We start from the raw sequence: 15138 nt of genomic DNA, 5'->3' as shown, positions 1-15138 counted from the left end.
ATTAACTCGATTCTTCGGTTTTTTTTACACTTTTACTTACAAAGGCCATAATGATAGTAGCAAAACCAACTAAACTAATAGGTGGCATATAACCATACCAATCAAAAGGCGTCTTCCAACTATTTTGCCCGCGCAAAAAAATATGTGCTGCGGCAAAAAGCATTCCAGTAGAGACGCAAACACTTATATAACTGACGCTTATTCGTGTAGCTATAACAGAACACGAAGCCGCTAGTAGAAAAAAAATAAAAGCTAAAGCTCCGCACAATAATATTGTGCTAGCAAAAAAGTAAAGTTTTTTGTCAACAAAAAATGAAGAATAGTACTCTGGAGAGAGAATCATTATCGAAAGAAGTACATGTAAAATCGCCAAAACAAATCCATATAACCCTAAAAACTTTCGAACATGAACATCGTTAGATGGTAGTTTACTCCATATAACAGACAGCGATATACAAAATATCGCAGAAAGAGAGATTGCTTTATTTACTATATATATAGGTAGCTGTTCCCACGGCACGTCCCCAAAAACATTATAGCGTAGTACAGCATACAGTACGCTAAAAAAAATAGTAACTGCTACTATGTTCATAGCTTGTTTCATTCTTAAACTTTCTGAAAATGTAACAATTGATTATTCGCTGGCATTTTATAATCGCAAATTAGTTTTAGCTGTTGTTCGTGCGCTAGATTTTGCATATCTTCGAAGTTACGAATTCCCATTTGCGCATGTACACTTTGCAAGTGTAAATCAAAACTCTTGTTAGATTCACTAGTATACTCACCATTATATTTAAATGGACCATAAACACAAAGATTTCCCTTGCTAAGCATTATTTTTCCAATTAAGGAAAACATATTAATTACATCTTTCCAACCCATAATGTGGCATGTATTGGCTGTAAAAATGTAGTTAAACTGAGTATGAGGCCAGTGTACTTTATTACTAACATCCAGTTCTAGAGGAGGCAATATATTTTTAAGATTCGCATCATCTAGCCACATATAAATAGCCTCATGGTTACTCTTTACATCACTTGTTTGCCACTGCAAATGAGGCATGTTTTTCGCAAAATAAACAGCGTGTTGTCCAGTACCACTTCCGATTTCTAAAGCATGACCTTTTTCACAAAATATGCTTGTTATTTTTTCTAAAATAGGTGCTTTATTTCTTTCACAAGCTTCAGAGAAAGGTTTGTACATATTTTATCCTTTGTATTTTTCTAACCATAATTGAAACATCAAAACACTCCATAACTGCTCTTGGTAATTTTTGTTCCCCGATTTGTGCTGTTTCCACATGTGTAAAATCTTTTGCATATCAAAAAAATCATTTAACTGCGGGGATGACAAAACATCTTCAGCCCAATCTTGCAGAGAAGTTCGCAACCATTTATGAAGTGGTAAAGCAAAACCCATTTTGGGAGAACAAAATAAATTTTGCGGAACGCGTTTGTAGAGAATCTTTCGCAGTATATTTTTGCCAACACCATTGTTAATTTTCATGTGTAATGGAATTCTCATTGCACACTCTACAACGCGATGATCTAAATACGGCACACGAGCTTCAAGACTATAAAACATCGAAGCTCTGTCGACTTTCGTTAGTATATCATCAACAAGATAAGAAGAAAAATCGCTCAACATCATATCTTCTATGAAATTTTCCTTAGTTATCCCACCAGAAAATGGAAGTGGCTCTGCTTGCTTTACAATCGAATCTTCTTGCCAACAAGACACTAAATACTCATAGACATCACTTGGTGAATTCTTAGATAAAATATGCGCCACTTTTTTTATGCGATCTGCTAATTGCCACTTTTTGTTATACGTAAAGGGCATATCCCACAAATAATTAGGTATTTTAAGAAGTAAGCGACTGATAAGTTTGCTACCAGGAACGCGAGATAATTTAATGACTTTAGGGGCAAAAATGTAGCGATTATATCCTGCAAATAATTCATCTCCACCATCACCTGATAAGGCAACAGTAACTTTTTTTCTTGCTATTTCAGAAACTAACAACATTGGTATTTGCGATGAATCGGCAAACGGCTCATCGAAAGCGAGAGGTAAAAGTGGTATTTTTTGCTGCGCTTCTTTCGCTGTGAGTATTACCTGCGTATGATCTGTTCCTAAGTGCTGAGCAACTGACTGCGCGGTAGATGATTCATCATGACTACTTTCAGTAAAACCAATATTGAAAGTTTTGATACGCGAATGATTTTCAGACATAAGAGCAACAATTGTCGCAGAGTCTACTCCTCCAGATAAAAAAGCTCCTAGTGGAACATCAGATAACATATGTTCCCGAACACTATTACCGAGAGTTTTTTCTAATTGTTCTTGCGCTTCTCTTTGGTCTTCAAAAAAAATTTGTTGAGAAAGAGTACTATTTATATTCCAGTAAGTTTGACTTTTAGTAGATGACGCCGAAATACTTAATATAGTTGCTGGTGGTAATTTATATACATTGTGAAAAATACAATTAGGAGATGGAACATACTTATACTTCATATACAAAGCCAAGGCATTACGATCTATTTCTTGTTCGCATCCGGGATGAGCAATAATAGGCTTCAGCTCTGAAGAAAAAACCCAAAAATCACCAAAATTAGCATAGTAAAGAGGTTTTATGCCAACGCGATCACGAACAAGATGCAAAGTTTTTTGATTTTTATCCCATAGGGCGAAAGCATACATTCCCGAAACAGTGTTTAGAGTTTTATTTAATCCCCATATTTCAATAGCAGCTAAAATAACTTCTGTGTCAGAGTTACTTTCAAAAAGTACTCCTTTTTTTTGCAAAGTTTTTTTGATCTGAAGATAGTTGTATATTTCGCCGTTGTAAACGATGGTATAACGTTTACATTTTGAATGCATTGGTTGTCGGCCGCCGACAGAAAGATCAATAACAGACAATCGTGCATGTCCCATAACGACTCCGTTTTCTGAGTCATGCCATGTATTTTGTTCATCTGGTCCGCGATGAGATAAAAGTTTGCTTGCTTCTTTTATCCATTTGTTTTCAGCACGAATATTTGTACTACCAAAAATACCACACATTTATCGAACTTTTACATGAAATTGTTTTTGAGCAATCCGAATAATATCATTATTTTTTAGCTGTTTCTTTTGTACCTTTTCTTCGTTTACATAAATTCCTAGAGAACTCATCATATCTGCAACTGTCCATTGTTCTTGCGCAATAGAGAATTTACAGTGAACCCGAGAAACAGTATTGTCATCCACAACAACTTTATTTGTATTTGCAAAGCGTCCGATGGTCCAATCTCCTTTAGCAAGAAACTTTATAAGTAATTCTTCTTTGTTTATCAGGAAACTTTTTCCAGCGTTTTTATCACTTTTTATCAGAAAAAGAATTTCTTTATGTTGCTCATTTTTTGGCAACTCTATCCAATTTCCCCATTCGCCATTTGGCCATAAAAATCCCTTTGCAATCGCCACATTGATAAGTGAATAATTCATTCCTTCTTTTTGTAAACGTTTTTGCAAAGAAACGAGTTTTAAAATTTCATCAGATGTTACTAGTTCTTCATGCAATAAAACATCTGCAACAACGCGGTCTTTTTTTCGTTTTACAGTTGTATTTAACTTTTCGTCTAATTCTTCATTTTTGTATTTTAAAATAGCGTGAATAATTTTAGCTTTTGCTTCGTCTAAAAAATTATGAGTGATAAGAATTTGTTCGATAGTTAAAGTTGGGAAATTCTGTTGAATTTCTTTACATTCTTGTACATGCTTTAAGGTGATATACTTTTGTTGTAAAGCGCAGTCGATGAATTTTTGACTTGTATCCATGAAACATTACCTTAAGATTCGAAATTTAAGCGAAGAAACAAAAAATTTAAAGCAGTAGTTTACATAAAATTTTTGCAATTCGACAAAATTATAAATTTAATAGGAGCGGTACACTCCTATCTATAAATTCTATTGTTAGACATAAACAAAGCCACAGAGAAAAAATCTCTGTGGCCTGCATATCAAAGGCTGTCATCAATTAGAGCGCGAGCGTGATTTTATTATTTTTGTATTTTTGTAAGTACTGTATCGTAGAAATAACCGTCTACAACATCAGTATAACGAACAAAACTTCCATCATTAGTACTATACCACGCCGACCACTTTTCCCCAGTTGTTGGGCTAAAATGTTTACATTTTATATAACCACTACCTACTTTAATTTTTTCATCGTTGTGGAACTTGATTTTTGATTTTGAATGTTTTACTGTTGTACCTTGCCCACCATCAATGACAACAAAATTAGGGTATTTTTCGTAAGCGTCCATTAAATTCCAAGATGATCCTGGAATAACAGGATGACTTAGCGAAGTTGTTTTTCCTTTAAACGTCATGCTATAGCCAGAGGAGGATGTTTTCTTTAGTTTAAGAGTTGTTTTCGTACCATTATCATCTTGAAAACAGTCGTAGCTTTGAGGGATATCATCTCGCCACACTTCTGTAGATGTTTGCTTAAATTTATACGAATAATACCAAGTACTCACATCAATAGATACATCTAGTTTAACAACAATGCTTCCATTATTTGCTGAGATAGATGTTACTTGTGTCCCTCGTTTTGTTTTATCAATATAAATATCGTAGTAGTATGTACCTTTTTTTGCTAATAACAAATTCCAATAACGTTTTTTTTCTTTTTCAGCCTTCATTTGTGCTTCGCGAGCTAAACGATCTTTTTGAGCTTTCATTTGCGCTTCGCGCGCTAAGCGATCTTTTTCGGCCTTCATTTGTGCTTCGCGAGCTAAACGATCTTTTTGAGCTTTCATTTGCGCTTCACGCGCTAAACGATCTTTTTCAGCCTTTGCTGCATTTTCAGAAGTGGTGTCTACTTCTGCATTAGAATTTGATTCTTCAAAAGAAGTTTCCTCAAACTCTTCGAAAGAGGTTTCTTCTGATTTTTTGTTAGAATTTTCTTCAATATTTTCTTCTGTTTCAGCGTCTACTGTAGTTCGATCTTCTTTTTGAAAATTCTCTTCTGTTTCTTGTTCTTGGTAATGAGCTTCTGCCCCCAACTCATTAGAGTTTTTCTCTGTTTCTTCAGCTAAGTTAATTTCTGCTTCTTCAGCTAAGTTAATTTCGGGTACTTCTGAAATTGCCGAAGGGAGTTTATCTTTTAGTTCATGTGTCTTATCTACATCATTTGTAGAGTCATTCTCAAAAGATAAATCAACAACACTTTTTTGTTGTTCGCTGTTTGAGGATTTTTCCTCTTTGTTAGCTATATGATTATCTTGTGTAGAAGGTGAATTTTCGATATTTTCTGGCTCATTTGTTTTACTAGTAGCAATTGAGGTAGTATCATTTTTTTGCCCATTTTTACAACCTAGACAAAATAAAGCCACTAAAAAGAATAGAACAAATTTGTGCATAATTATTCCCTTATCTTGTTACGATTTGTTGTACGCATTTTTTTTGTAGCTTCTTGCATTTGCTCAATGGTACGAGCTGCAACTTCTGAACCCACGATTAAAGACTCTACTTTCGCTTTTATGCTTGCCAAACTATCATGAATATCTTCGCCCATCATAGCTTTTTCTAAAAGTCCTTGTCTATTTACCACACGTTCAGTGATTTCATCAACAGCAGCAATTGCATCTTGGTCATTGGCAATTGCAATACTTCCAGGCAAACCCTTGCTTTCAAATTCTCGAACGACAGGTTCAAGTTTTTCTCGAAGAAATGCAACGCATTCTACTGCGTCGACTAAGTCTTCATCGAGTAGCCCCATTTCTCTTAAGCTCTTTTCAATTTCTTTTTTTAGTATTTCGTTAGACATTTATTTTCTCCGAGAAAATTTACAAAGCATACCATTTTTCGTGACTAATTTTCGCTTTTAGGACTTGAAAGAAAGCCCCTTACTGTCACTTTAATTGTTGTTGACCCTCATGATTTTTTAAACCAGGTACTACAATCCGCGTATCCAAACACGAAATAAATAGATCTTTGTTTTCATCATTAACAAATAGTAAATTTTGATCTTCCGTTTCAATAAGCACATAATTAGTGTTGAACCCTATTTCACAAACTTGATTGCATAAACCAGCGACAGAAAAAAGATCGTGAGCACACTGAAAAACTTGCTCGCAGTTTTCCTGTTCCTCGGTTGTAGCAATAAGTTGTCCACTATTTTTATTTTGAACAACAGCATTGACTTTGTCCTCAATGTTGAAGCCACTAACGAGCTTAGCAATCATACCACAAACTTTACTTCGCGTTATAATTGGCATTGTGCAGTTCAAATTAGGCAAAAGAAAAAAAGTAGTATCAGGAATGGATTCTCTACTTTGCTGCTCTCCATCGGCAAATATCGCCTCCATTGGTGCGTCGCTAACACTTGCAAATGGTAGTATTTCTTTTTGTGGAGAGTTTACCAATAAAAAGTTTTCATCCTCTGTTTCCATCCACAGATAGGAAGTATTTCCCTTAAGTTCACTTCTTATAGATAGAGAGCGAAGGTTGTGCAAAAATTCTTCCCAAGTCTCGCGAACTTGAGATATATTATCTATTTCTTTATCACTATAAAGAATAGAATATTTATTATCTAAAACAACTAAATCATCAAAAATACCTGTTTGGAAGTCAGGTGATTTATTTGCAAAATGTTGCAAAAACACGCTTCTCAAATTATTTTCAGTTCTATCTTCGGCTTCTAAGATATCCTCATTTAATTCTTGAAGAAGATGATCTTCTTGGAATACACCATCCTCTGTCAATTCCAAATCAACAACCATCATATCGTTATCAACAGGAACAGGTTCGAGTTTTTCAGGCATTTTTACTGGAACAAGTCTCTTGCGTACCGCTGTTTCCTCAACTCTCGGAAATAACATATTATCATAGTCAACAACACCGCTCTTGAAACCTCTGGCAGCTTTTACCATCGCGGTTTTCAGCATTTTAAGATCAAAGGCCCCACTTGGATTACTAAAAAATTTTGTGGAATGACCAGGAGGCAATGGCATAATCGGATGATTAATATTTTTTGATCTTGCTGGTTTTGGAAGCTTATCAATATTGAAATCTAGAACTTTGATCACCGATTTTTCTTGTTTTACCTTAGTTCGCCTTGTTTTTTTTACCTCAGGCGCTGCTTTTTGTATTCGCTTGCCAATAAAGGTATCTACTTTTTCTAAAAAATCTTGTGATTTTACAGGTTTGTTGATGTAGCCATCTTGAGCTTTAAGTAGTTTGCTAACTATTTTTTCTTCAACAGCCGTCAAAAAAATAAATGGTATACTTGCTGTTTTTGCTTCAGCTTTAAGATGTTTATAAAAATGAAAACCACTTTTTACAGGAGGTAACTCGGCCTCTGAAATAATTATATCTGGAAGTTTTTTGTCTATTTTTTTTAACGCTTCTTCCCTATTTCTCGCTGTAACTACGATGTAACCAGCCCCCTCTAAAACGGAACGTAAAATTTCTCTAATAGGGTCTTCATGGTCAACTAGTAATATTTTTTTAGGGGTCTTATGCACTTTTTTTAACAAAACAAACTTCCTTTCTTCAAACTAAATCTATTAGGAAGTACAAAATAAGAGTTAATTAAGCCGCAAGATTTTAAATTTGAAATACTTGGGCTAACATCATTATTATCTGAAACTACATTGCAAAACGAGGTGCAGTAATCGACCGTAAATCATTCAAAAAAAATAAATTACGCGACCAATCTACACATTTCATTTGCAGAGAAAATGTAGTTTTACTTGAATTAAAACAATTGTAATCAATTGTAATTGACCACTAATTTTATCTTTCTCAATAACTTGGCTATTTTGGGACAGAGTGTCGACACTCCAAAATTCTTTTATTACACAGTCCAAATGCCGACACGTCCTGAACAGCAGTAGTTATACCATTTTAGTAGCCAGTTCCTGGGTACTAAGAAGTAAAGAGCCTGGCTTTGTGTTCTGGTCAGCAAGAACAAATAAAACAGAGTCTGTTAGTTGTTGGAGAACAATGATACCTTGTTCGTTTTTCAACAAAATTCGCTTTAGGTTTTTACCACCTAGTTTATCTAGACTTCCCTTCCCCACTTGAATAGTTGAGTCAATAACAAGGGCTATTGTTTCTTTTTCAAAAGAAGGTGGAAAAACACATGATTCAACGTTACCATTTTTAATAATTGCGCATGCAACTACATTTGGCCTTTGTTCGCGAAATTCTTCTAGAATTTGCAGATAATTTTGTTGAGTATTTTGATCATCCATAGTACTCTTTCTAAATTTACAGATAGAAATACAAAACTGGAATTATAGCGAAATAATAATAGGGAAACAAGATAAATTTATAGCTATGATACCGTCATTTGTAAACAATTTCGCGGAAAAAAATACAATTTTTATCTAGAAATGATTTATAAAAATAGGTTAAAGTATTCTACTTTCAATCTCGAACCAACGAACACGGTCGTTCGAGATGTGTATAATATGTTTAGATGGGGCTTATATAGTTGGAGAACATATGGCAAAAATAGATGCTTTTTTTCGCTTAATGACCGTACAAGGAGCTTCTGATTTACATTTATCTTCAGGAAATCCACCTGCTTTACGTATACGCGGAGATCTTGAAAGAATAAAATTCAAACAATTAGAAGACAGCGAACTCAAAGAACTACTTTATGAGATATGCCCAGAGCACAAAGCAAAAATATTTGAGGAAACAGGGGACATTGATTTTGCTTATGAATTGCCGAATGTCGGACGATACAGAGCAAATTATTTTCAACAAGCCCACGGCGTTTCTGCTGTTTTTCGACAAATACCAACAGAAATATTAACTGCTGAACAACTTGATCTCCCTAAAGTAATAAAACGTTTCGCAACATATCACAAAGGTCTCGTTTTGGTCACAGGGCCAACAGGAAGTGGAAAATCAACAACCTTAGCGGCAATTATTGATCACGCAAATAAAACGCGTAAAGATCATATCTTAACAGTGGAAGACCCTGTTGAATTTAAACATAACTCTTACAATTGTATAGTAAATCATCGCGAAGTAGGGAAAGACACAAAAAGCTTTTCCGCAGCCCTACGCGGAGCTTTACGCGAAGATCCTGATATTATACTTGTAGGAGAAATGCGCGACCAAGAAACTATTCAATTAGCAATTGAGGCTGCTGCGACAGGGCACTTAGTATTTGGTACTCTACATACGCAAAATGCAACAAAAACAGTTGACCGAATCATCGAGGTTTTTCCCGCTAATATGCAAGACCAAATTCGAACAACACTATCAGAATCTCTAAAAGCAGTTGTTTCGCAAACATTGTTCAAGAGAAAAGATGGCTCAGGACGTATTTGTGCATTAGAAGTACTTATCCAAACGCCAGCGGTATCAGCTCTTGTAAGAGAAGGAAAAACTCATCAACTAATCAATGTTATTCAAACAAATAAACGTATGGGAATGCGTATGCTTGACGATCACATTGAGGAACTACTCGATGAAAATTTAATTAGAACGGATGAAGCGTTTGATAAATGTATCGAGAAAAAACGTTTTATTAAATATTTGAAGGAAATACCCGAAGAATATAAAGAAATGTTTAAACTGTAAAAGAAATTTATACTAAAACGATTTACTACTTTCGTCACATCACTAAACACTTGCGTCCTAACTAAACTATTACGATTTATGTTAATTGAAATTCCAAAAAGAATTTTGCCATAAGATCGAATCCTATAATTGATTGCACCAGAGGGCAAGTTTCTTCTGAGCCAAGCTTTTGTTAAAACCGTACAAGTTACCCAAATTTATATTTAAAGACGTTTAATGTTTGAAAAGTCTTTATAAATAAAGACTTTGGCTCGCCAGGAGGCTCCCTCCTAACATCTAATGTTTTGTTTTTCAACTAGCACAAACTGTAAACTATTAGAAATGTAGAGGTAATTACAATGCGTAAAAATGAAATTGATTTTATGTTAGAAAGAATTTTACGAAGCTATGAAGACATTTCTGACATCATTTTTACTGTTGGTCGTCCTATGCAGATTGTTAGTTCTGGTATTCTTCAACCAGCACAATTTGAGGATATTCCTATTGTAAATTTAACCCCTTTTCAAACAGAGGTATTTGCGTTAAATATAATACAAAACAATAGCAATTTACTCCACCAACTTGTCACAACTGGTTCTTGTGATTGTTCTTATCAGTTAATGGACTATGAAAGATTTCGTGTAAATATATTCTCCCAGCGCGGACAATATTCTATAGTACTGCGTAAACTCAGTGCTAGTATCCCTACCTTAGAACAACTCAGTCTACCTCCTGTACTGCAAAAAATAGCATTAGAAAAAAATGGATTAATTCTTGTAACAGGAGCAACAGGTAGTGGTAAATCGAGTACTTTGGCTGCCATGGTTAATGAAATAAACGCCAACCAAAGTCTTCATATTATCACTTTGGAAGATCCTATTGAATTTGATCATCCGCATAAAATGTCTACAGTGAATCAACGAGAACTTGGTTTAGATTTCTTTTCATTTCCTCAAGGTTTACGCGCTGCTTTGCGTCAAACACCAAAAGTTATACTTGTAGGAGAAATGCGCGACAAGGAAACGTTTGAAATTGTACAAACGGCAGCAGAAACAGGACACTTAGTTTTTAGTACTGTTCACACCAATGATACTGGACAAACCGTTTCGCGTATAAGCGCAATGTTTAATAAAGATGACCAATCTTTAATTCGCAATCGCCTAGCAGAGAGTTTGCGCTGGATTATAGGCCAAAGACTCATTCCTAGAACAAATGGAGGTAGAATCGCTGCTCTAGAGATACTAAAAAATAATCCACGTATTACTGAAATCATAATTAATGGCGAAACTGAAGACAAAACTTTTTACGATGTTATCTCGAAAAGTCCACAGTATGGAATGATTTCATTTGATCAATCACTGGGGAGTTTATATTCTCAAAATTTAATAACCGAAACGACAGCCAGAACATACTGTTCCCGCCGTAGTGTTATCACCAGAGAAATAGACAAGGTAAATGCTGAACGCGGCATTATTGCGGGTATAAACATCCACAAACCTATTTCTAGACCTAATTCAAATAATAGTCGCAATCAAATACCCGCTTCAAATAAGGATAAATTATCACCACCAATTAGTTCTCCGTCAACCAATAAAGTACCCACAGAACCATCGGTTTTTCCTAAAAAAACAATAGGACATATTCCTCTATCAAAAAATAAAGACAAGCAAAGCCCAATAGGTAATTCACCGTTTACTTTTAATAATTTAAAAATGGAAAAAGAAGATTAAGGAGAGTTTATGGACATTGGGCAAAATATTTTGAGTGAAAAACAACAAGGCAGCAAAGGTTTGAAGGTAATGGCCGCTGTTCAAAAAAAAACAGAGCAGTTTTTGGTAAACGAGCTTCTCGATTTAGATTGTAAAATTTATATTGCGAAATCGGAAACTGATGCGATACAGAAAATACGCTTTCATTCTTTTAACATTGTAATTTTTCAAGAGAATTGTCACTTAGAGGCTATGCAAATATTGCAAAGTTTTCCTATGAATATAAGGCGTTTCATGTTTACTGTTTTTATTGGAGATTTAGTTGAGACGTTCAATATGCTACAGTCATATGTACTCAGTTGTAATTTAGTTATAAACTCAGGAGATCTTAGCAATTTTAAAGAAATACTCCAGAACGCTGTAGATGAAAACAAAACGTTCTACCGCGCTTATAATTACACTCTAGAAAACCATTATCAAAAGAGGTAAAAATGCAAGATGAAATAGGTGGGGACTTTAACTTCGAAGACTTTCAGTACTTCTTATCTCATATGGAACGAGAAGCGAAACCCATACCACAAATTCTATATTCTGTTTATTCAGGCGCACCTTTTAGTAATTGTGTGTCTTGCGAACGCCATTTACAAGAATCACCAATTCTTTATCAAGTTCAAAAAGTATTTCGAAAAAAAAGAGTTATTTTTGAATATTCATTGTGTTTTGAGTGCCAACAAGGACTTGCGAAAGAATATTCACAAGAATCTACAGAAAAACTACAAAACTTTTTTTTAGAAAACTATGTGATGACTGAAGATATGCATGAATGTCACTTATGTCAATCGCAAGAAGTAGAAAAAGAACATACTTTACTTGCTTTATGCTTAGGAGAAAAGTTATTATTCTCCTCTACAATATGTGGCCTATGCACAGAAAAAATGCAAGGCTTATTATCGGAACAAACACGTAAGACCATGGGGGATTTTATTCAAGAGAATTTTCCTGGTGTGCCAGAGGAGCTAGCACCAGCCCCTGTTTTTAAAATATAACGAGGATCAACATGTCACAACAAAGCGATATCAACAAACTGTTAAAAAAAATGTACACTAACTCTGTTCATCTTGAAGAGTGGAAAGATAGCCCAAAAGAAACAACTGAAAAATGGCAAATTCCAGTTGATGAACAAAATTTAACCACCATTAAAACAGTTGTAGATCATATTTCGAATAATCTCGAACAAGTTCAAGAAGTACGTTATGTAAATCAATACACGGTAAAAAAAATTAGCGATATGACACGCCATGGTATATTTTCTTTCTACATGATGATGGCACTACATATCGTTACTTTTGTTGTCGGTATCATAGTGTTTTGCTTTGGGATATATGCCTTTTTTGAGGGGCATAGTTTTCTTGGGTGCTTTCTATCTTTTTTGAGTTTTATCCCTTTAGGTTATTTTCTTTTAACCAAGCCACTTCAAGAACTTAATTCTAACATTGGTAATCTAGTACAAATGCAAGTAGCTCTTGGCGCATGGTTTAACGAAATGACTTATTGGCAAGTCTATGCCAAAGAACCTGACTTAGAAGAAAGACAAATGGTGGCTCAAACTATGCGCGATGCGACCAAATGGGCAGTAATGCTTATCGAAGATTATACTTCTCATAAAAATGAAAAACGCGCTTCGCGTAAATCATATACCGAGGTTATCGATAAAATTCGTGGTCTTAATGAAAAATGGAAGCAAAGCAAGAACGATAACGATCGTCTCTTGTTAGAAAAGAAAGAAAAAAAAGTAGATTCTGAACCTCCGTCAAAAAAAGAATCCACTGTTGCTGAAAACCAAAATAAACAAGACTCAGACGACAAACCAAAAAAATCTCAAGAGAAAAATGAGACGGAGAAAAATGAAACAGAGAAAAGTGAAACAGAGAAAAGTGAGATAGAAGACAAAAACGATGACGAAAAGAGAGAGAGCAAAAAAGATTAGAGAGATACTGGAAAATTTATATCCTGAAACTCCTATTCCGTTAGATCATAAAGACTCTTATACATTATTAATTGCAGTATTACTATCTGCGCAATGCACAGATGTACGTGTAAATAAAATTACTCCGCAACTGTTTGCCAAAGCAGATACACCACAGAAAATGGTGAAGTTACGCTATAAACAAATTGAAAATATTATTCGTCCATGCGGACTTGCACCAAGAAAATCAAAAGCAATTCGCGATCTTTCTCAAATATTAATAGACAAACACGATTCTGAAGTGCCACAAAACATGGACCACTTAGAAATGTTGCCTGGCGTTGGCCACAAAACAGCTTCTGTTGTAGTCAGTCAAGCTTTTAACGTGCCAGCGTTTCCTGTAGATACTCATATTCATCGTTGCGCAAAACGCTGGAAGCTCTCCAGTGGTAAATCTGTTGTACAAACAGAAAGAGATTTAAAAAAGATATACGCCAAAAAATATTGGCAAAAACTGCATTTGCAAATTATTTTTTTTGGCCGTGAATATTGTAAAGCAAGAGGGCATATTCTCGAAGAATGCCCCATTTGCTCTTGGATTTAACTAAGGGCGTAGATCAATTAGAAAAAAGTCTATTTTCGTTTAAACCATGACCGATTTTATCTTTATTTGTAAAAGTAACTATACTTTTCATATTTATTTAAAACACGACTAGGACTACGATTACGATCATGATGAAAGTCAAGGTCGCGCTATAATTAATTGATAACAGCCCCTACTAGAAAGAGATTAAAATGACAACACCTTTTGAACTCCTTGGCTTTGATCACGTGCGTTTTATTGTTGGTAATGCCAAGCAAGCCGCTTACTATTATCAAAGTATTTTTGGTTTTGAACAAGTTGCCTATGAAGGTTTAGAGACAGGTTGCCGCGATCAAGTAACTTATGTTATGAAACAAAATGACGTTTACTTCCTTTTGACTTCACCTTTACATGCTGAAAGTAAGTTGAACGAGCACATTCGTTTACATGGTGATGGCGTACAAGACATTGCCTATACCGTTGATAATGCTCAAAAAGCTTGGGAAATAACAACTTCGCGTGGTGCTATCTCTATAAAAGAACCACACACCATAGAAGATGACCACGGAAAAATTACTATGGCATCTATAAAAAGTTATGGCGATGTTATTCATACGTTTGTACAACGCGACAACTACAAGGGTTTCTTACCTGGTTTCAAAACAGTAGAGTCCAAAACCCCTGTAAACCCAACAGGACTTCAGTTTATAGACCACATTGTCGGTAATCAACCAGACGGCGATATGGAAAAGATTGTAAGTTGGTACGAAAAAGTATTTGATTTCCATAGATTTTGGACAGCAGATGACAAAGATATATCTACCGATTTTACTTCTTTGCGTTCTGTTGTAGTTGCTAGTGGTAACAAAAAAGTTAAAATGCCAATAAATGAACCTGCAGAAGGTATGAAAAAATCACAAATCCAAGAATTTGTAGAGTTTTATTCTGGAGCTGGAGTACAACACATTGCTTTTTCTACCGATAATATAATTGAAACAGTAAAACAACTACGACAAAATGGCCTTGATTGTTTACCAACACCTAAAATATACTACGAAGAACTGCAAGATCGTGTAGGAAAAATAGATGAAGATCTCAGTGTTTTAGAAGAATTAGGAATTTTGGTAGATCGCGATGATGGTGGATATTTATTACAAATTTTTACGCGCCCAATCCAAGATCGCCCAACAGTATTCTTTGAAATTATTCAAAGAAAAGGCGCAGAAAGTTTTGGTAAAGGTAACTTTAAAGCTTTATTCCAATCCATAGAACGAGAACAAGCTCGTCGCGGTACACTGTAAGGATAA

15 protein-coding genes are annotated in these 15138 nt (G+C 35.0%); 7 read left to right on the top strand and 8 right to left on the bottom strand.

Going from position 1 to position 15138, the window contains the following annotated elements; all coding sequences use genetic code 11:
• Position 1: 1 nt before the first annotated feature.
• The 8 genes from UABHE_RS05555 to UABHE_RS05520 form a co-directional block, all read right to left on the bottom strand.
• Positions 2–604, bottom strand: a complete 603-nt coding sequence (locus UABHE_RS05555) for a hypothetical protein (protein WP_372369259.1) — start codon at positions 602–604, stop codon at positions 2–4.
• Between the two features lie 2 nt (positions 605–606).
• Positions 607–1203, bottom strand: a complete 597-nt coding sequence (locus tag UABHE_RS05550) for a DUF938 domain-containing protein (RefSeq protein ID WP_372369258.1) — start codon at positions 1201–1203, stop codon at positions 607–609.
• 3 nt (positions 1204–1206) lie between these two features.
• On the bottom strand, positions 1207–3066 hold the full coding sequence (gene asnB, locus UABHE_RS05545; protein WP_372369257.1) for an asparagine synthase (glutamine-hydrolyzing): 1860 nt from the start codon (positions 3064–3066) through the stop codon (positions 1207–1209).
• Positions 3067–3822, bottom strand: a complete 756-nt coding sequence (locus tag UABHE_RS05540; protein ID WP_372369255.1) for an FHA domain-containing protein — start codon at positions 3820–3822, stop codon at positions 3067–3069.
• Positions 3823–4043: 221 nt separating this feature from the next.
• On the bottom strand, positions 4044–5411 hold the full coding sequence (locus UABHE_RS05535) for a DUF6134 family protein (protein WP_372369254.1): 1368 nt from the start codon (positions 5409–5411) through the stop codon (positions 4044–4046).
• A gap of 2 nt (positions 5412–5413) precedes the next feature.
• A complete protein-coding gene (locus UABHE_RS05530) occupies positions 5414–5818 on the bottom strand; it encodes a hypothetical protein (protein WP_372369253.1) in 405 nt (134 codons plus the stop codon).
• Positions 5819–5903: 85 nt separating this feature from the next.
• Positions 5904–7529, bottom strand: coding sequence for a response regulator (locus UABHE_RS05525; RefSeq protein WP_372369252.1), 1626 nt, complete (start codon positions 7527–7529; stop codon positions 5904–5906).
• A gap of 360 nt (positions 7530–7889) precedes the next feature.
• Complete coding sequence (locus UABHE_RS05520; protein WP_372369251.1) at positions 7890–8249, bottom strand: hypothetical protein; 360 nt, start codon at positions 8247–8249, stop codon at positions 7890–7892.
• Positions 8250–8502: 253 nt separating this feature from the next.
• Here UABHE_RS05520 and UABHE_RS05515 point away from each other — a divergent pair, with 253 nt between their 5' ends.
• The 7 genes from UABHE_RS05515 to hppD all read left to right on the top strand — a co-directional run bounded on the left by UABHE_RS05515 (position 8503) and on the right by hppD (position 15132).
• Complete coding sequence (locus UABHE_RS05515) at positions 8503–9594, top strand: type IV pilus twitching motility protein PilT (RefSeq protein ID WP_372369250.1); 1092 nt, start codon at positions 8503–8505, stop codon at positions 9592–9594.
• 338 nt (positions 9595–9932) lie between these two features.
• Positions 9933–11303 carry a type IV pilus twitching motility protein PilT gene (locus UABHE_RS05510; protein WP_372369249.1) on the top strand — a complete coding sequence of 457 codons (1371 nt, stop codon included), beginning with the start codon at positions 9933–9935 and terminating at the stop codon, positions 11301–11303.
• A gap of 9 nt (positions 11304–11312) precedes the next feature.
• A complete protein-coding gene (locus UABHE_RS05505) occupies positions 11313–11771 on the top strand; it encodes a hypothetical protein (protein WP_372369248.1) in 459 nt (152 codons plus the stop codon).
• Positions 11772–11773: 2 nt separating this feature from the next.
• Positions 11774–12328 carry a hypothetical protein gene (locus tag UABHE_RS05500; protein ID WP_372369247.1) on the top strand — a complete coding sequence of 185 codons (555 nt, stop codon included), beginning with the start codon at positions 11774–11776 and terminating at the stop codon, positions 12326–12328.
• 11 nt (positions 12329–12339) lie between these two features.
• The gene (locus UABHE_RS05495; protein WP_372369246.1) at positions 12340–13269 is read left to right on the top strand and encodes a hypothetical protein; all 930 of its coding nucleotides are present in this window, start codon (positions 12340–12342) and stop codon (positions 13267–13269) included.
• Positions 13238–13852, top strand: a complete 615-nt coding sequence (gene nth, locus UABHE_RS05490) for an endonuclease III (RefSeq protein ID WP_372369245.1) — start codon at positions 13238–13240, stop codon at positions 13850–13852. The genes UABHE_RS05495 and nth overlap by 32 nt, the downstream gene beginning before the upstream one ends.
• Before the next feature lie 191 nt (positions 13853–14043).
• Complete coding sequence (gene hppD, locus UABHE_RS05485) at positions 14044–15132, top strand: 4-hydroxyphenylpyruvate dioxygenase (protein WP_372369244.1); 1089 nt, start codon at positions 14044–14046, stop codon at positions 15130–15132.
• Positions 15133–15138: the final 6 nt, after the last annotated feature.

It is taken from the genome of Candidatus Uabimicrobium helgolandensis (assembly GCF_041508025.1).
GTDB classification, from domain to species: domain Bacteria; phylum Planctomycetota; class Uabimicrobiia; order Uabimicrobiales; family Uabimicrobiaceae; genus Uabimicrobium; species Uabimicrobium helgolandensis.
The sequence above is the reverse complement of the archived record's forward strand: the minus strand, read 5'-3'. Positions and strand labels throughout refer to the sequence as shown.